Annotated in this window: 20 protein-coding genes and 1 pseudogene; 8 read left to right on the forward strand and 13 right to left on the reverse strand. The window is 33.5% G+C overall.

Going from position 1 to position 17,076, the window contains the following annotated elements; translation table 11 throughout:
• Positions 1-24 precede the first annotated feature (24 nt).
• The 7 genes from folE to H033_RS20460 all read left to right on the forward strand — a co-directional run bounded on the left by folE (position 25) and on the right by H033_RS20460 (position 6,246).
• The gene (folE, locus tag H033_RS0116065; protein WP_026839226.1) at positions 25-723 is read left to right on the forward strand and encodes a GTP cyclohydrolase I FolE; all 699 of its coding nucleotides are present in this window, start codon (positions 25-27) and stop codon (positions 721-723) included.
• A gap of 551 nt (positions 724-1,274) precedes the next feature.
• Entirely contained in the window at positions 1,275-3,080 is a 1,806-nt protein-coding gene (locus H033_RS0116070; protein ID WP_026839227.1) for a hypothetical protein, read from the forward strand.
• Between the two features lie 66 nt (positions 3,081-3,146).
• Positions 3,147-3,758, forward strand: coding sequence for a thioredoxin family protein (locus H033_RS0116075; protein ID WP_026839228.1), 612 nt, complete (start codon positions 3,147-3,149; stop codon positions 3,756-3,758).
• A 110-nt stretch (positions 3,759-3,868) separates the two neighbouring features.
• A complete protein-coding gene (locus H033_RS20455; protein ID WP_262489319.1) occupies positions 3,869-4,258 on the forward strand; it encodes an RrF2 family transcriptional regulator in 390 nt (129 codons plus the stop codon).
• 14 nt (positions 4,259-4,272) lie between these two features.
• The gene (locus tag H033_RS0116085) at positions 4,273-4,743 is read left to right on the forward strand and encodes a hemerythrin domain-containing protein (protein WP_026839229.1); all 471 of its coding nucleotides are present in this window, start codon (positions 4,273-4,275) and stop codon (positions 4,741-4,743) included.
• Between the two features lie 556 nt (positions 4,744-5,299).
• Positions 5,300-5,824 carry a glutathione peroxidase gene (locus tag H033_RS0116090; protein WP_026839230.1) on the forward strand — a complete coding sequence of 175 codons (525 nt, stop codon included), beginning with the start codon at positions 5,300-5,302 and terminating at the stop codon, positions 5,822-5,824.
• On the forward strand, positions 5,824-6,246 hold the full coding sequence (locus tag H033_RS20460) for a hypothetical protein (RefSeq protein ID WP_034886431.1): 423 nt from the start codon (positions 5,824-5,826) through the stop codon (positions 6,244-6,246). Before H033_RS0116090 ends, H033_RS20460 begins: the two co-directional genes overlap by 1 nt.
• A 127-nt stretch (positions 6,247-6,373) precedes the next feature.
• Here H033_RS20460 and H033_RS21420 read toward each other — a convergent pair.
• A pseudogene (locus H033_RS21420) lies at positions 6,374-6,538 on the reverse strand (ATP-binding protein); the annotation flags it as partial.
• A gap of 53 nt (positions 6,539-6,591) precedes the next feature.
• Here H033_RS21420 and H033_RS21425 point away from each other — a divergent pair.
• Entirely contained in the window at positions 6,592-7,587 is a 996-nt protein-coding gene (locus H033_RS21425) for an IS1595 family transposase (protein WP_081661887.1), read from the forward strand.
• Here H033_RS21425 and H033_RS20470 read toward each other — a convergent pair.
• The 12 genes from H033_RS20470 to H033_RS0116155 all read right to left on the reverse strand — a co-directional run bounded on the left by H033_RS20470 (position 7,573) and on the right by H033_RS0116155 (position 16,691).
• Entirely contained in the window at positions 7,573-8,172 is a 600-nt protein-coding gene (locus H033_RS20470) for an ATP-binding protein (protein WP_081661888.1), read from the reverse strand. The two genes, H033_RS21425 and H033_RS20470, sit on opposite strands and share 15 nt — an antisense overlap.
• Before the next feature lie 24 nt (positions 8,173-8,196).
• Positions 8,197-9,006 carry a Mu transposase domain-containing protein gene (locus H033_RS22175; RefSeq protein ID WP_231367644.1) on the reverse strand — a complete coding sequence of 270 codons (810 nt, stop codon included), beginning with the start codon at positions 9,004-9,006 and terminating at the stop codon, positions 8,197-8,199.
• Positions 8,990-9,751 carry a hypothetical protein gene (locus H033_RS22180; protein WP_231367645.1) on the reverse strand — a complete coding sequence of 254 codons (762 nt, stop codon included), beginning with the start codon at positions 9,749-9,751 and terminating at the stop codon, positions 8,990-8,992. Before H033_RS22180 ends, H033_RS22175 begins: the two co-directional genes overlap by 17 nt.
• 163 nt (positions 9,752-9,914) lie before the next feature.
• Positions 9,915-10,763, reverse strand: a complete 849-nt coding sequence (locus H033_RS0116110) for a hypothetical protein (RefSeq protein ID WP_026839231.1) — start codon at positions 10,761-10,763, stop codon at positions 9,915-9,917.
• Between the two features lie 44 nt (positions 10,764-10,807).
• On the reverse strand, positions 10,808-11,836 hold the full coding sequence (locus H033_RS0116115; RefSeq protein WP_026839232.1) for a S41 family peptidase: 1,029 nt from the start codon (positions 11,834-11,836) through the stop codon (positions 10,808-10,810).
• 199 nt (positions 11,837-12,035) lie between these two features.
• Positions 12,036-12,449, reverse strand: coding sequence for a hypothetical protein (locus H033_RS0116120; protein ID WP_155827858.1), 414 nt, complete (start codon positions 12,447-12,449; stop codon positions 12,036-12,038).
• Positions 12,450-12,669: 220 nt separating this feature from the next.
• Positions 12,670-12,957, reverse strand: a complete 288-nt coding sequence (locus tag H033_RS0116125) for a type II toxin-antitoxin system RelE/ParE family toxin (RefSeq protein WP_026839234.1) — start codon at positions 12,955-12,957, stop codon at positions 12,670-12,672.
• A complete protein-coding gene (locus H033_RS0116130; protein ID WP_026839235.1) occupies positions 12,950-13,192 on the reverse strand; it encodes a type II toxin-antitoxin system ParD family antitoxin in 243 nt (80 codons plus the stop codon). Before H033_RS0116130 ends, H033_RS0116125 begins: the two co-directional genes overlap by 8 nt.
• A 214-nt stretch (positions 13,193-13,406) precedes the next feature.
• Complete coding sequence (locus tag H033_RS0116135) at positions 13,407-13,910, reverse strand: lipocalin family protein (RefSeq protein WP_196809459.1); 504 nt, start codon at positions 13,908-13,910, stop codon at positions 13,407-13,409.
• 255 nt (positions 13,911-14,165) lie between these two features.
• A complete protein-coding gene (locus H033_RS0116145) occupies positions 14,166-14,861 on the reverse strand; it encodes a hypothetical protein (protein WP_026839237.1) in 696 nt (231 codons plus the stop codon).
• 131 nt (positions 14,862-14,992) lie between these two features.
• Complete coding sequence (locus H033_RS0116150) at positions 14,993-15,265, reverse strand: hypothetical protein (protein WP_026839238.1); 273 nt, start codon at positions 15,263-15,265, stop codon at positions 14,993-14,995.
• Between the two features lie 175 nt (positions 15,266-15,440).
• Positions 15,441-16,691 carry a DUF3800 domain-containing protein gene (locus tag H033_RS0116155; protein WP_026839239.1) on the reverse strand — a complete coding sequence of 417 codons (1,251 nt, stop codon included), beginning with the start codon at positions 16,689-16,691 and terminating at the stop codon, positions 15,441-15,443.
• Between the last annotated feature and the right edge of the window lie 385 nt (positions 16,692-17,076).

A 17,076-nucleotide genomic window follows, 5' to 3' on the forward strand; every position in this document is an offset into this window, starting at 1 on the left:
ATATACTTTTATATAACAAAATAGATGGAATTCAAAACAGCAGATTTCGCACCTACCAATGGTAACAGAATTAGTAATTTTTCCTTTGACGAGATAGGAGATGACCATTTTTATACTGGCTTAGAAACTCCCATGAAATCGGATGCATTTGAAATGTCTGATCTAGAGAAAAAAGAAAAAATCTCTGATTTATTTGCACAGATAATGGATGTTATGGGACTGGATCTTACAGACGATTCGCTAAAAGGAACACCAAATAGGGTTGCTAAAATGTATATTGAAGAAATATTCTCTGGACTTAATCCTGCTAATAAGCCTAAGATTGCACTTTTTGAAAATAAATATCAGTACAACCAAATGCTGGTTGAAAAGAATATTACATTTTATTCTAATTGTGAGCATCACTTCGTCCCAATAATTGGTCAAGCTCACATAGCTTATGTGTCTTCAGGAAAAGTTATTGGCCTTTCTAAGCTCAATAGAATAGTACAATACTATGCTAAACGTCCACAAGTACAAGAGCGATTAACAAATCAAATAGCAATGGAGCTAAAGGCTATATTAAATACAGAGGATATTGCCGTTATCATTGACGCAAAGCATTTATGTGTTTCGTCTCGTGGAGTTAAAGATGATACTTCTGCTACCGTAACCTCTTATTATAGTGGAGTATTTGAAAAACCACACAAAATTGCTGAATTACAAAACTACTTGAACCAATAAATTAGTTAGATAGTTAAAAATCATAAGATGCATTATAAACTTAGACATGCCATCTTTTGATCTAAAATTATTTATTGGTTTAGGAATACGGGAGCTAATAACGGCTATCGCAAATAGTCGGTAAAATTCTAAAGAGAATCGGGTTATCCATTGAAATTGGATATTTTGGCACTTTTGGGATATACAGCAGCCTTTTTTCAGAAATACATTGGTACAAGTCTAGGTTTAATAATTTCAGCCGGCATGTTAGCGCTCTGGGTGGCAATTCCAATCGGTATTATTTGCAGGATGGTCAAACGTCAAGATTTTTAAATTTTATGGCATTTTTTCTTATATGTATTCTTGATTCAGTCCTTTTTTTGGGGATTGCAACTATGCAAAGTGGTCTTCGAAAAAGCAAATGTATAGCCTTCAATTTATCCTATATTTTTCTGGTAAAAAGTAACATCTAAATTTCAGGAAGGCTTCAACAGAAATCAATCAACATATGACCTGTGTCATATAATACATACAGAGGATTGAACATCTTTACCAATTAAAAATTAATCCTAATGCAAATATCAACACCTCATAATTTCCACATACCCGTTATGGGTCTGGCCTATTCTATAGATTCTCCCATAAAAGTTGCTTGTTATGGTATAAACTCTGCTATTTCTATCATAGAAGATAATTTAGTGGAAGCCATGCGGAAGCATTACTCCCAGAAAAATGGCGAAACTTATATTCCTATAAGCGCAAAAGAGAAAGATTATCGAGTAAAACGAATCAGCAGTTACCTTAACCTAATGCAAAGTCTGGTAAATTCTAAATTTGAAAAAATTAAGAATTCATCTTTTACACTAGGTTCAGACCTTATGAAATACTTTGAGATGCTCCCAGATACCGGAGATCTTAAAAGAACATTTCAGGAGTTTTTGTTGACTAAAAATCCGTTAGAAAAGGAGTGCCTATGGAACCTTCTTAAAGAAAAAATGGAGCCTGGCGCAATCGAAGTAAATATAATGACCAAAGTGGACAAGGACAATCTCGACAAAGAGGATATACCTATCCCGAATGCTTCAGATGCACTTTCTGCTTTAAGAGCTTATGCTATTAGTGATCTAAAGAATTCTTCCATTATTTTCTCTGCGGGCATGAATCCCAGATTGTATAATTATATGGAAAATTTCAGAGAATTAGACGCCGATGCTTCTGGACACTTTCATAAAAAAGTGGTGATAAAGGTAAGCGATTACAGGTCTGCAATCATCCAAGGTAAATATTTAGCTAAAAAAGGGATCTGGGTAAGTGAATTCAGGATTGAATCTGGTTTAAATTGTGGCGGTCATGTTTTCGCCACCCAAGGATTGCTTATGGGTCCCATTTTAAATGAATTTAAAGAAAAAAAAGAAGAACTTCTTGAAAGCTTGTTCAGCTTATATAATCCAGCGATAATAGCAAAAGGGCAGCAAGGATTTTCCAAGCCCCACGCTGTAAAAATCACCGTACAAGGTGGTATTGGAACTTCAGAAGAAGATAATTTGCTACATAATTATTACAAAGTGGATAGTACAGGATGGGGAACACCTTTTTTACTTTGTCCCGAAGCCACGACGGTAGATAAAGAAACGCTTCAGCTATTGCTGAATTCTAAAGAAAAAGATGTGGTAAGAAGTCAGTCTTCCCCTCTTGGAGTAGGTTTTAATTATTTAAAAGGAACCAGTGCAGAAACCGAAAGACTCAATCGCATTGAAAAAGGAGCACCCGGAAGTCCTTGTACCGAGAAATTTTTAGTTTCCAATACTGAATTCACAAAAAAGCCAATCTGTACCGCTTCTCGTAAATATCAAAAATTAAAGATCAAGCAGCTCGAAGAAAGTGATTTATCTGAAATAGAGTACCAGCAGCAAAAAGAAGATGTACTTAGTAAAGAATGTCTCTGCGTAGGACTTAGCAATTCCGCAGCATTGAATTATGAAGTACCATTCCTAAAAAAACAGCAAGCTGTAACTATTTGTCCCGGTCCCAATATTGTCAATTTTTCAAAGCTATCCACTTTACGCGAAATGAGCGACCATATTTATGGCCGTTCCAACCTTATGCATCAAAAAGGCAGGCCACATATGTTTGTGAGGGAAATAGAATTGTATATCGATTTTCTTGAACAACAAATTACACGTACGCAAAATCCAGAGAAAAGAATGCTTAAAAACTGGGGGACTTTTTGCAACAACCTTATTGATGGGATTGATTATTATCGGGAATTGTTGAAAAAACAAATATTGGACAACAATCCAGAAGAATTTGAAAGCTCTCTAAAAAAAGCCGAACTAACCATTATGAAGTTAAAAGACAGTCTTCTTAAGACGAGTTAATAATAATCTAGAATCTCGGAGAATTAGCCCCTTAATTAGGGGTTTAATCGATTTAAATTTATAAAAATGGTACAATTAATAAAAAATTCGATAGCAAAAGCAATCAGTTATACAGAATATAATTTGCTTTTCAAGCAATTGGTAGCTGAAGGAAGAACAACTGGAGAAGCTAGCCCAGAGAAAATAAATTTCACTAAACTTAATTTTAGCAGAAATAAACGCCTGGACAAAACCATCCAGCTATCAGAAGAACAAAAGAAATTCTTTAAAGATATAAATGAAAAGCAAACCTGGCTGGTAATTACAGAATCATGGTGTGGAGATGCGGCCCAGAGTATTCCATTCTTTAATAAAATCGTTGAAATCTCAGAAAATATAGAGCTTAAAATTGTTTTGCGCGATGAGAACCCAGAACTTATGGATGCTTTTTTAACAAATGGGTCGCGTTCTATCCCAAAGCTCATTCTACTAGATAAAAACTTGCAGGTGATTAATCATTGGGGTCCACGCTCCAAAGCAGCTGCCAAAATGATGGATGATTATATTCTGAAAAAAGGGGAACGAGACGACCAACTTAAAACAGAACTTCAAGTTTGGTACAATAAAAATAAAGGGGAGGCTATTCTTCAAGAAATTCAGGAATTAATGGTTTCTGAAAAGAGATTGGAAATCTTATAGAAAGAGGAACAAGTTTTCAATTTAACTTATAGAATCAAAATATCCTGATTGGTGATTTTAGTTTTGTAAAAAATGTTTTAAAAGCTTGTGAATGAGTCGTTCGAGCCACTTTGTATATCGCCCAGCAATCCAAAAATGGGATGCGGCCAAACCTTGGTGAGATCTCAAAGGCCGTAAATTCCCCGGAAGCTTTTTCCGCCAAAATTATGCAGAAACTTGCCAAACATGGAGTGATTAAATCCAGAAAAGGTCCTTCAGGTGGATTTTTCATAGCTCTTAGCAGTAAAACGAAACCAATAGATATCGTGCTCGCAATAGATGGGGATTCTATTTATAACAGCTGCGGACTGGGGTTGGCGGAATGTTCAGAATCTCACCCCTGCCCTCTCCATGACGAATTTGTAGCAATTCGCGGCGATTTAAAAAAGATGTTGAACAATACTGAAATCATGACCCTTACTGGGAAATTAGATTCCGGGTTCACATTTTTAAAACTTTAAATAAAAACTAACTTATGGATAATAAAAAACCCTTAAAACGCCACGAAGCATTAAAACCACTTAGCCGTCAACATCATTTTGGACTGCTCTTTTCGTGGAAAATTCGAAAAGGATTTACAGAAGAAATTTCTATTGATCGATTAAAAGGGTACGCAAACTGGTTTTTTATACATGAAATTGAACCTCATTTTAAACTTGAAGAAGATCATGTTTTTCCAATTCTAGATGCTAGGCATCCATTAATAATTCGTGCTTTAAAAGAACACCGGCGTATTGAAAATCTTTTCAATGATCATGATCATCTTAAAAATTCTCTTAGCCTTTTAGAAACAAAACTGGAGGCACATATCCGGTTTGAAGAACGGGTTTTGTTTACTGAAATTCAAGAAATAGCCACAAAAGAGGAATTGAAAAAAATTGAGAAAATACATTTTGATTCAGGTTCTAAAGAAGATTATCCAGACCCTTTCTGGGAGAAGAGTTAAGACTATAAAAAACCAGCTTCATTTCGGACTATTTTAATCTTTTTGAGATAAAGTTTACAGTCAGTATGCTTTATATTACTGAAATTTTAAATATATAATTCAATAATCTCGGGATAAGCGCACGACGTATAGATTCTGAAAATGTATATTATTCATCTAAAATAATTTTCAATATTGGATAGCAACGGAAAGAAAAGCCTAGAAAATTCAATATTTAATATTAGTATTGTCCGGTAAAAAAAATAAGGATTTTGGTGAGGCTAGAAGTAACGCGGATTAAGACTGTTTTCAATGTTTAGCAGCTTGCTATTGGAACACAGAATTATTTTTTCCTTTTGAAAAATTTATACAGATTAAAATATTGATTTTCAATTAGTTGAAATGAAGTCTTACATCTTGAATCTAGCAGCGCGGCGATCTTATATCTTTTGTCGGACGACAATGATTTAATATAATTTATAAAATCTTGTTTTAATGATTTTTAATAATAGCTTAGTAAGTGATTAAGGGTGTCTTCCAATTTTTAATATCAATTTTGTATAAAAGTGAAATAGCAATGAATACAATCGATAAAGCAAAACTGTCACCAAGTGTTTCTACTGAAACTAAAAGACAATCCATCTATGATATTACTATTAATGCTATAGATGGGAAACCAATTACGCTTTCAGCTTTTAAAGGCAAAAAAATATTTTTTGTTAATGTCGCTTCAGAATGTGGCTTTACCAAACAATATAAAGACTTACAAAAGCTTAGTGATAGCTATCCTGAAGAACTGGTTGTCATTGGTTCACCTTGCAACCAATTTGGTAAACAAGAGCCTGGAGATGCTTCCCAAATTCAGGAATTTTGTGAGTTGAATTTTGGTGTGAAATTTTTACTTACCGAGAAGTTAAATGTAAAAGGAAGTAAACAACATCCATTATTTAAATGGCTTACTTCGAAAGACCTCAACGGCAAAAAAAGTTCTAGTGTAAAATGGAATTTTCAGAAATATTTAGTGGACGATAAAGGAGATCTAATTGATTATTATTTTTCAATCACCAAACCAATGAGTTCAAAAATTACTAAGCACCTGTAATGCAAATAGACATCATTCGGCTTTTATTAGATTTTGGATTGGTTGTGTTGATTTGGATCATACAACTTATTGTATATCCAAGTTTTCTTCATTTCAGCACAAAAAACCTAGTTACTTGGCACAGAATATACACTTCCCGTTTTAGCGCTATAGTGATACCCTTAATGTTTGGGCAACTTGGTGTATCTATTTATCAATTATTTACGCAAACTAGTTTTTACACAGTGAGTAGTCTGGTGGTTATTATACTTATATGGATCTCTACTTTTTGGATATTCGTCCCAATTCATTCTATCATCTCAAATGAAAATTCGAGCGAAAGTGATTTGGTAACATTAGTAAATAAGAATTGGTTGAGAACCTTTTTATGGTCGCTATTATTTGTATACAGCTTTTTTGAAGTATTGGATTTCTATAAATAGAAAGAAAATAGAAATCGACAATTATTCTGATTATACGCTTTTGTGGGTATTTCGGAGGGACCATGCCACTGATTTCGGTCAAACAGTGCCACTTTAAAAGATACTGCAATTATATAAAAAATTAATGTTATTCCTTCCTTAGGATTCCTTTTCTTAAAGATTCTCCCTTTAAGTCGATACGATGAGAAGCGTTTACGATTCTATCTAATATCGCATCGGCCAGAGTCCCTTCCCCTCCAATAATTTCATACCATGCAGAGACAGGTATTTGTGATGATATTATAGTAGTTTTTAGCTTTGTTCTAATATAAATATGCCTTATATTTATTTAAATATTTTATAGATATGATACCTTCAGATTTCAGAGATTTTTTTGTTACCAGTTCATCTGCAGTTCAGCAAGAGATAGTGGCGTCGCTGCTATCATTATCTTTACAAGAGAGTGAAGTAAAGGACAGCAACCAGGCAAAAGCAATTACTTGCCCCCATTGTTCAGAAAAGCGTGTTAGCGCCAATGGCAAGCTCAAAGGGGTTCAACGCTATGTTTGCAATGGCTGTAAGAAAAACTTTAGTGAGACCACAGGGAAGTTCTGGTATAATATAAAAAAGAAAGAGAAATTAAATCGGTATCTATTCTGTCTTTTGTCAGGCTATAGTATCAGGAAAAGTGCAGAAGAGACGGGGATATCGATCCAAACATCCTTTGACTGGCGCCATAAATTGCTCACGTCATTCTCTAGTGTTTCGGTAGAAGGGTTCCAGGGCATAGTTGAGAGCGACGACCTGTTCTTTGCCTACTCAGAAAAAGGGGGACGTCATTTAGGTAGAAAACCAAAAAAGCGAGGGGAAAAAGCAAGTAAGGCTGGTATAAGTGATGAAAAAGTAGCTGTTGTGGCTACTTGTGACAGGTCTGGGAACAAAGACTTTAAAGTGGCCACAAGAGGTCGTATCAGCAAAAAAGACCTAGATAAGATACTCAAGGGAAAACTTGATAAGGCGGAGGTGCTTTGTAGCGACAGCCATAGAAGTTATGGTGCTTTTGCAAAAGCCAATTCAATAACCCACAAGAAGTTCAACGCCTCAAAAGGTCAGCGGACTGTAGAAAAGGTATATCATGTCCAGAATGTGAACAATATGGATATGAGATTGAGAAAATTCATGGACTCTTTCAATGGTGTGGCCACAAAATATTTACAGAATTATTTGAATTGGTTCTTGGTACTTGAAAAAATCAAGAACTCAACTAGTAAAATGGCAACAGTTGCGTCTATTGCCTTTGCTTCAAATAGCGCATGGTACGAGTACAAACAACAACTATTTAATATGCTAATTAGAACTTAGCTTAGTTTTTTTATTGTGGCGGTCATCAATAATATCCATAAGTGTTTCCCTGTCCTGATTATCAAAAGCCTGCAGCCCAAAATCATCAAGAATAAGCAAATCGGTTTTTATCAATTTCTCCAGCTCCTTCAAATAGGTTCCGTCCACTTTACTGAGTTTTAGTTTTTTAAATATTCTTGCGGTAATAGTATATAAGGTCTTATAACCAGAGAGACAGGCCTGATGCCCTAATGCCTGAGCGAGATAACTTTTACCAACTCCCGATGCCCCACAAATAATAAGACCTTCCTTGCGGGCTATAAAATCAAGCGTACTTAGCCGTGCAAACATATTCTTATCCAGGTTCCTGTCAGGGGAGTAATTAATATCAGCAAGATTTGCATTTTGTCTAAAGCTGGCCTGCTTTAAAAGACGATCAATTTTCTTGTTCTCCCGGTCTTCCCATTGATGATCTGTAAGCAGTGCCAGGTACTCATCACAGGTCATTCCATCTAACCGGTTATCTTTGATTTGCTGAAGGTGTAAATTGGCCATAGCGCCCAATCGCATTGCTTTTAATTTTTCAATTGTCTGATTGTTGTTCATTATTTTTAATTTAATTAGTGAATGTTATTTGTATGCAGAGGCACCACGTATGTTAGGATGAACCGGGATATGAGCTTTCGATTGTTCCAGGTCCTGGTAAAACAAAGATGCTTTATCCATATTGTTTTTTAGGATATTCTTTATATGCTGGTAAGATGATGCCTCTCCCTCCAGCGCTCTTTTACAGGCGTTATTGAGTCTTTCCGAGCCATAGGCTTTGTGAAGTTGAATGACTCCCATAGCACGTTTATAACCTATTTCAGGATAGTCATGGGAGGTGAGAATTCTCTCTATACACCTCAGTACATATGCCCCATGAGGGGCTGCTTTCTTTTTGAAGAATTCCGGATTCCAGTCGGAATAAAATTTATGAGTGCTACTGAGATGCGTAGTATTGGTGATGTAACTCCCCTTGGTTAAATTACGCTGGTGTAGTGCTATTCTTTCCTGATAGAAATAAACCTCTATCATATCTTTGGTGTAATGAATGCAAGTCTCTTTTCCAATATACCGGTAGGGTACGCTATAATAGCTCTTATCGGGAGAGAAGTAAACATATCCCATTTTCTGAACTTTCGCCTTTCTATAATCCTTCAGCTCATAGGAACTTGAGGGAAGTGGTTTTAAATACTGGCGTTCAACTGACTGAAAAAGTTCAATACGACTTGCCTCTTTGCGTTTAAACAGTAAGTTATTATAGTTGATCAATAATTTTCTTATCTCCCGGTTAAGATCCTCTAAAGAAAAGAAGGTCATCTCCCGAAGGGGATAATAGATCCGTTGATACGTGAGATGCACCGCATTCTCCACCAAAGCCTTATCCTTGGGGAGCATAACTCCGTGCTGGATTGATCACACAGTTATAGTGACGTGCAAAGTCTTTAAAGGTGCGATTGATCTCCGCCTCATATTTACTGGCCCTTGTAACCGCTGATTTTAGATTATCAGACACAATAGCTTTGGGAACTCCCCCGTAAAAATTTAAGGCACCGGTGCAGCAGGCAATGAGATCTCTTCGTTTCTGACTCAAACAGGCTTCCACATACGTATATTGACTGTTGGGAAGGATGGCAACGAATACTTCCACTGGAATGATTTCTCCGGTTTCTTTATCAACTATATGAAGTTTCTTCCCGGCAAAGTCTATAAACATCTCTTTTTCGGCCTCATGTTCCAGTTTCATAGAACCCTTTGCCTTGGCATATTTTCGCCGGTAATGTTCTAAAAATTGGGTATAACTATAGGGATCCTCAGCTAACTGGACATATTGCTGGTAATGATACAAGAAGGTAAAGCCGGGATGATTCCGGGCTTTATTGACCCCCTCAAAGTATAACATCAGCTCATTTTGGCGCTCAACATCAATAGTAGTGTGCGAGGAAAACAATTCAGATAAGGCTGCATTATCAAAACAAAGCAATTCTATAAAAGAATAATCGCTTGCCGTGAACAGCTTCATATAGATGTTTACAGTATTGCGTGAGATTCCTAAAGTGGAGCCAATTTTACGGTTACTGACCCCATCAAGATGTAAGGTGATAATTTGTTTCAAGTCCATTGGATCAAGTTTATTGGCCATATCGCTGTGTTTTTAGCGACAAGGTAGTTTTTACTTGATCTTTTAAAGTGGCACCATTCGAACCGTAATAAACAGCTGGAAATTCATCGAAAGGAATTCAAACCTAAAAAATGGCATCATTCAAACCGTAAATCATTACAATTTAAATTAACCAAAAGTGGCATCATTTGAACCGTTTTACCTGGCACCCTAAGACCGTTTTGCCTGGCACGATTCGAACCGTAATATCCACCAGCTTTTTCTCCCACTCAATAAATTTGATTTTTGATAAAATAGATCTCACGTTTTTTAAAAAAATGAAGTCTTTATAGAAGGATTTAATTTCTTTAGAAGCGCTTAAATTCTTAGCTACCCTATAACTCGTCGCTAATTGACCAACACCGTTTAAATAATATTGTATTGAAGATTTATTTTTATAATGAAAAACAAGATTGATAAAAAATATTGGAATGAGTAAGAGAAACCATGTTGGATTAAAAAAGCTTAGGATAATAGATGAGATTGCAGCTATTGATAGAAAACAAAACAGCCATATTTTATTAGACTTTTCTACACTTTGTGATCGGAATATTTCTTCTAAGTAATATGCTTTATTAGACGACAGTTTGTAAAGCTCTACCTGACTTTGAATTCTTAATGATTGGTTTGATTTAAAAGTTTCAGTCAGTTTTCCAAATCGCTTTAAGTCTGAAACACTTGTTATTGTTCTAAGTTTATAGTAAAGGTATTGTTGACCAATTTTTGAGGTTGTTCTGTCCAGAAATTTGAAAATATCATCTAGATCTAAATCATTCCAGGTATGGTCGGATATTGTTTGGAATATTTCTTTTTGAGATTCATGATTTTTATAAAACTGATCAATTAAATTGAAATCGAAATACTTTTCATTTTTAGGTTTCCCCCAAATTTCTAGTAAAGTTTTTCTTGCAATTTTATTCGTCCGTTTTTCTAACTGGATAGCAATAAGGTACATTACAATTAATATCAGGATAAAGGCTAAAATCCAGTTCATATAAAAGCTAAATTCATAGTTAATGTTGTTTTGCGTAGTTATTCTTATTTAGATATAAAATTTATAGCTTCTTGAATATTTTTATCAGCAGACAGATTTTCAAAATTATCTTGTTTATTTATTTCAATATCTGGAGTTATGCATTCATAGAATATCCCATTTCTATCGGAGTCGTAGCCAATAGTTATAGCCATATAGGCTCCAAATGCTAAAGCCATTTTAGTATTCGTAGTTGTCATTCCCATCGTATTTTCTCCAATGAAGATAGTATTCCCTCTTCCTTTAAAGGCTAATGCCACTACTTCTCCTGAACTCGCAGTAACGAGACCTGTTATAATAGCAACCTTTGTTTCAGTCATTTTTGTTCCGACTGGTTTTATATATGAACTTTTAGAATGGTTATCATAATATTTTCCTTTTTTAAGTTTAATAGTTGTAACTAATTTTTTGTCAATATTCATCATTCCATAAACAGGATTATCTCCTAGAAAATCATATAAAGCCAAAAGCATAGGCATGCTATTACCACCAGAATTAAATCGCAAATCAATGATCCAACCCTTCAAATTTTTGGATTGCTTGACTTTACTAATTTGGTCGTATAATGGTTGAGAAATTCTATGAATATTTCTAGAACTAATATCCTCAAAACTTATGGATGGTATTAAAATATATCCATATTCTTCATCAATTATTTTAACTTCAAATTTGGGTTTTGTCTTAAATTTGGATAACCACTCTGGGCTAAAATCATTTCTATTCGGCCCGCTATACGTGGGGGTGTATATATTTTCCCCGAGATAAACTGAACAATGATCGGCTCCTACGTTGTCAAAAAGAAAAGTTATTTCTTCAAGAGAATTTTTGAAATTTTCATATTTCAGTAACCTTTCTTGTAGAGCAGATTCTGTTTGAGCCCAATTCACTTTATCCCTGTACAAATAGTTAGATTTCATAACCGAAACGATTGAGTTATAAAAAGTAGAAATGCTATCTTTAGTTGAAAGATTATTTTGAGCAGTTCCGTTAATTACTGAACAAAGCAGACAAATAATTATTAAGTTTTTCTTCATTTATTGATGTTTGGTTTAATTACGCACAAGGGTCTTTGTTAACGCAATAAGGGCGTGGTAGGAGCACGTCACGATATCTATCAGGATTTGCGGTTTAGACGTTTAGTTTCTTGGTGTCTAAAATATCACTTTTCAATGGAAAGCCTGATATTTGAAGTTAACCGATGCTGTTCGGAGTTTAGTTTAGGCTAATTCGTTTTTACTTGTCCTTTTTAATTTTGAGTATTAAGATTGCTTGACTTACTGCAGTCAATTCTCCTGGTCCACTTTCATAAAAATCGACACTCACTTTTTCACGATTATTATAAACACCAACAATTGTTATTTCACTGCAGCAATAGAAAAAATATTCTCCGATTACTATTATCAAATTATTATTGATAAAATCAAAATTTAGATTTTTTAAAATTTCTGCTTGATTCGGATTTACTCTTTCAATTTCAGGAATGAAAATATTCCATTCATTTTCATTTTCAAATACTTTAAACTGTTTTGGAATTTTATTTTCCTCGGAATAGCTTAAACTATTTTCATGAATTATCTCATATGAAATCCGGTCACGAGTTTCTTCCTTACTACAGTTAATAAATAAGAACATTAAACCAATAATCATAATAATATTTTTAAAAGTCATATTTCTGTTTATTAATTAGACGCAAAAATTCATATTTGGTTGCTTCAAAATTTGCTACAGTGGTCTCGGTTAACACAAGTTGCGGGAGTAGGGATACGGACTTGTCGGTTTAAGTATTTTCTTTCTTAGGATTCTAAATTACACTTTTTCGATTAAACCCGTTATTTGCGTTAACCGTTGTTTGAAACTGTATTAGTTACTATGGTATATTCTTTAAATCTTGACTTCCAACTATTGCCATTATTGCTACTAGATTCTCATCTATTTTATAATAAATACTATCCGAACCGCAAACACATCGTCGGTATCCTATTTTTAAGAAATCAACTGATTCAAAAGAAAATGGTCTTTCAGCAATATCATCAAAATATTCAAAGAAAGTGTGGAAATATTTATCCGCTTGATCCATTCCAAAGTTTCTAACTCCGTATTGATGAATTCGTATTAAATCTTCTTTAGCTTCATTACTTAATTTATATTTAGCCATTTTTCAGTGAAGACTTTGATTGGTGTAAAATCTGGTCTTTACTGTCATTTGTAAATCCACTATTTTCAGCTTTATCTAATTTGGCTTTTATCCAATTAATTTGAACTTGTTGTTTTCGGGCTTGTCTGATTAAATCATTTACTAATTCACTCTTAGTCGAATATTCTTTTTTATCTACTTGATCTTTAAGCCATTCATCATTTGGCTTAGTAAAAGATATACTTTGTCGTGACATAATATTCAGTTTTGATGTAAATTTACACCAATAAGGTATCAAAACCTAGTTAATAATATTGTAGCCAAATGGTTTTGGTTAAGTCAAGTGGCGTGGAGTTAGGACACGAACTTGTCGGCTTGGTAGTTTGTCACTTGGTCTCTAAAACAGTACTTTTCATTGGAATACCCGCTACTTGCGATTAACCGATTTAGCTATAGTTAAATAGCAGCATTTATTTATTATGGAAATCGCGGTTTTCAACATTTATATTTTCAGGAACCAAATAGTCAATTATTATTGTAGAATTATTTGAGTACTGTGTATGTTTAAATTGCAGAACCAATTCATTTTCTGAAAGAGCCGTAATTTTGAAGTATTTATAGTTTTTATCGGTATTCAGCAATTCAGGTATTTCTTCACTTTCTAATTTAATAAAACTTCCATTATCGTTAGTTACTATTTTCCAGGAAGCATCTAAAGATTTACCGCAATCAAAATAGTCAGAATTATTATCCCGCATCATTGAGTTTCGTTGATAAGAAATTCTATATGAAAGGAAACAATCACCCATATTCATCCTATGCCCATTGTTGAATCTTTTTGCGAGTTTCCAGGTTTTAATTGAATCACCAGCAATTAATTCAGCAGCATTCTCGGGTAAATTAAAAGTTTGTTTTTCCTTATCCTGACAGGAAATTATCATCAATAAAGAAATAATAAATAATGACTTTTTCAACATCGCGTTTTTTAATTACATCGGTCTTTGTTCCTGTTTAGAGCGGAGTAGGGACGCGTTCTTGCCAGCTTAGTTATTTTGTTACTTGGTCTCTAAAATAATTATTCTCACTCAATTGCCAGCTATTTGCACTTAACCGATGTTGGCAAAAGTTATATTACAAAATATTTTGTATTATTTGGATTCTCTTTTGTTATTTTATCTATTTGATTAGTATACTTAGAATAAAAAAGGTCACAATCTATTTTCAATTTGTTAGTAACAATCATCAAGATTTTTAGAACTAAAAACAGTTAGAAAGGTAGAATTTTGTTCTGCAAAAGATTTTATAGTAGATATTTTTAGTTCATTAACTTCCTTAAGCTCAATTTTATCTAGTTCTGATATCCGAGCTTCAAAAAGTTCACCTTCTACAGCTACAAGAGGAAAATAAATATTTATAAATTTCTTGTTTGATTCATTCGATTTTTCTACAAAGTATTCAACAGCACTGAGTACACTTTGGGTTGCTGTATATGCAAGGTCCTTTCCATTTCCAAATGCTCTAATAATTGAATAGCCCATCTTTTGTTTATTCGGAAATATTAAATCAGATTTGAAATCACTATTCTTTGAAATATCCCTCAATAATTTATGTCCGTTCTTTGTTGTCATTATCGGTAAATTGTTGCTTGTGAAATTTTCAACTTCGTCATTATTAAATGATACCCAAGGCTTGTCCATCGAGGACTTGCATTCAATAATAAATGTCAAATTCACCCAAACATCGTTTACAAGCTTTTTAGTATGAGCAATAATGTCGGTTTCTCTAAATTTTCTAGTAATTGGATCTTCATAAAAAATTGATTGTGCAACTATAAATCCGGCTTTAGAAAATGACTTAGCAGTTTTTAGCTCAAACGGATATCCGTTTTTTTCAATCCATTCTATAATTTTTTTCTTTTTTTTCAAATTTTATTTAATTTTTGCCAACGTCTCTTATAAAATCAGTGTGAGCTGGCGAGCTAGGTTATCCGCAGTACAATCAGGCGTTGGTAATCGTCCAAAATAAGTCGGTTGTAAAGAAGTTTATAAACAGAATTTTAGAATATTAATAGGTAAATCAATGTCCAAATAGCAAGAAAGAATAATCCCATGGAAAATAATTCTACGATTTTTTCTTTATCCTTTTTTGTAATTATCATATAGGCAAGGTAAATAATCCAAATTATTACTAGTGGTCCTCCCGCACTTAAAAAAGATTCAGTCATTTTATATTCTAAAGTCAATTTATCTAGGCCAGCTTTGGTTGAATCATCAGAGCTAAACGACGAAAAAAATAACATCAAAGTAAGTGAATAAATTACGTTTTTCATTTTTCTATATTTTATTGATCAGATCTTAAAGTTTGATTACCTTAAATTTTTGCAACGGTCTTGTTTAACGCAAGTAGGCGGAGTAGGGACGCGAACTTGTCGGCTTAGTTGTTGTTACTTGGTCTCTAAAATAATACTTTTCATCAGAATGCCCGCTATTTGCTGTAAAACGATGTTACCTGCTGGCCGATGTTTCTATTAAATCTTTCAATAATTTATAATCATTATCTTCCAATAGATTGATATTTCCAGATGTCGCACTTCTAATAATTATGTCTGTTTTTCCTAAAGTATCAATCATAGGAATTATCTTAGAACTATAATTATTATAAAAACGAATTAAATCTCCTTTGCAGCACGGAATTTTATATCCACTTTGAGAACTTGTTATTAGAATCTTATTATCTCTTAAATTCCCGATAACTTCCTTACTGAAAAGGCGCTTTGTTAAATGAATATCTCTAATCTTAATTCTATCAATGATTTCATCGGAAAAGATATATTCATATGGATCCTTTTTAAATCTATAAATTAAATAGTTCAAACAGATTATTTGATTTTTTATCTCAATTTCTGTTCGATTTTGATTGGCATTTACAAATTCATTAATTCTAAAAAATATGAAATCCACTAATTCTTGATCATATTTTTGATCTCCATCTTCTATTTTTCGGAATAATTTTGGCGGATTTTCTGGCCATTCCCGCAGATGTAAAATATGTCTATTTAAAATCTGAAGAATTTCTTTACTTCTATATTCGACTTTGTCAGGCTCATAGCATTTTGCAATACTTCCCGCAATGAAATCAGCTAATTGAATTAAGGGTTCTTCTTTACTATCTGAAAATTTGAATTCTGGACCTTTGAATAATTCTGTTTGTTTATGATTTTTCTCCACGTAACTAATAAATCCATCCATAAATTTTTCAGATCCGTGATTATCTGAGACCAACTCTAAATAAGGATAATAGTCATAAAGTTCGTGATCTAGTAATCCGTTTACATATTTGTAAAAACTGTCTCTGAATTGAAGACCACTATCTTCGAATACTTTTCTTTTATCAACGATTACACTATAAATTCTGAAATCAAGTTTAGAAATATCTTTTAAGAAGTTAATTCTTTTGTCAATATCTCTAAAGGCTTTTGAACTAGATTTTATTTCTGGAGCTTGGGTATGTTTCCTTGCTATTTCTCTGAATTCTTCTCTAACTCGACTATTTGAATTTTCATCAATTATAATTGCGCTGACAATAAAAAAGGTCGAAACACCTCCTTTTTCAAAATGTATACTTTTATCACCAGATTCATCTATGTATCCTATTTTCTTACTCAAATTTTTCTTGTTGGCTTGCAGGTAACGCGCTATATCCTTATTAAAAGCTCCTTTAATACATATTAATTTCAGGATAAAATATGTTTTCAATAAAAAAGGGAGAAATTCTAAATAGGTAGGGCACCTGGAATTTCTGTGTCAAACATAATTCTATTTTCCTAAATCATCTCACTCTTAGGTGTACGAGTTATGAACACTTATTAACGAGAAAAGTGATATCCTTAAAAAAGTCTCAATTCACCAAGCAATTTTTTTTGAAGGAGTTGGGTTTCTGAAATTATACGTTTTACTGAATTATCCCTTACTTGCCATAACCGACGTTTTAGTTAGTTAAATTTTGAGTTTTTTGTATTTGGTATATAGATTAGATCGCTTAATTTATACTTCATTAGATTCTAAAAATGCTATTTTATTTAAAATCGCCACATTTGCGAATATGCGTTGTTACCTAAAGCTCCGACATGTTACAGTAAGA

This window comes from Gillisia sp. JM1 (assembly GCF_000424645.1).
In the GTDB taxonomy this organism is placed as follows: Bacteria; Bacteroidota; Bacteroidia; order Flavobacteriales; family Flavobacteriaceae; genus Gillisia.

Bases quoted from the DNA above. Each gene is read 5' to 3' on its own strand.
- H033_RS22180 (WP_231367645.1), bottom strand. From the start codon at position 9,751: ATGGCCAATAAACTTGATCCAATGGACTTGAAACAAATTATCACCTTA.
- H033_RS0116125 (WP_026839234.1), bottom strand. From the start codon at position 12,957: ATGGCTAAATATAAATTAAGTAATGAAGCTAAAGAAGATTTAATACGA.
- H033_RS22175 (WP_231367644.1), bottom strand. From the start codon at position 9,006: ATGCTCCCCAAGGATAAGGCTTTGGTGGAGAATGCGGTGCATCTCACG.
- H033_RS20470 (WP_081661888.1), bottom strand. From the start codon at position 8,172: ATGAACAACAATCAGACAATTGAAAAATTAAAAGCAATGCGATTGGGC.
- H033_RS21425 (WP_081661887.1), top strand. From the start codon at position 6,592: ATGATACCTTCAGATTTCAGAGATTTTTTTGTTACCAGTTCATCTGCA.
- H033_RS20460 (WP_034886431.1), top strand. From the start codon at position 5,824: ATGCAAATAGACATCATTCGGCTTTTATTAGATTTTGGATTGGTTGTG.
- H033_RS0116110 (WP_026839231.1), bottom strand. From the start codon at position 10,763: ATGAACTGGATTTTAGCCTTTATCCTGATATTAATTGTAATGTACCTT.
- H033_RS0116090 (WP_026839230.1), top strand. From the start codon at position 5,300: ATGAATACAATCGATAAAGCAAAACTGTCACCAAGTGTTTCTACTGAA.
- H033_RS0116120 (WP_155827858.1), bottom strand. From the start codon at position 12,449: ATGATTATTGGTTTAATGTTCTTATTTATTAACTGTAGTAAGGAAGAA.
- H033_RS0116150 (WP_026839238.1), bottom strand. From the start codon at position 15,265: ATGAAAAACGTAATTTATTCACTTACTTTGATGTTATTTTTTTCGTCG.
- H033_RS0116085 (WP_026839229.1), top strand. From the start codon at position 4,273: ATGGATAATAAAAAACCCTTAAAACGCCACGAAGCATTAAAACCACTT.
- H033_RS0116115 (WP_026839232.1), bottom strand. From the start codon at position 11,836: ATGAAGAAAAACTTAATAATTATTTGTCTGCTTTGTTCAGTAATTAAC.
- H033_RS0116075 (WP_026839228.1), top strand. From the start codon at position 3,147: ATGGTACAATTAATAAAAAATTCGATAGCAAAAGCAATCAGTTATACA.
- H033_RS0116130 (WP_026839235.1), bottom strand. From the start codon at position 13,192: ATGTCACGACAAAGTATATCTTTTACTAAGCCAAATGATGAATGGCTT.
- folE (WP_026839226.1), top strand. From the start codon at position 25: ATGGAATTCAAAACAGCAGATTTCGCACCTACCAATGGTAACAGAATT.
- H033_RS0116070 (WP_026839227.1), top strand. From the start codon at position 1,275: ATGCAAATATCAACACCTCATAATTTCCACATACCCGTTATGGGTCTG.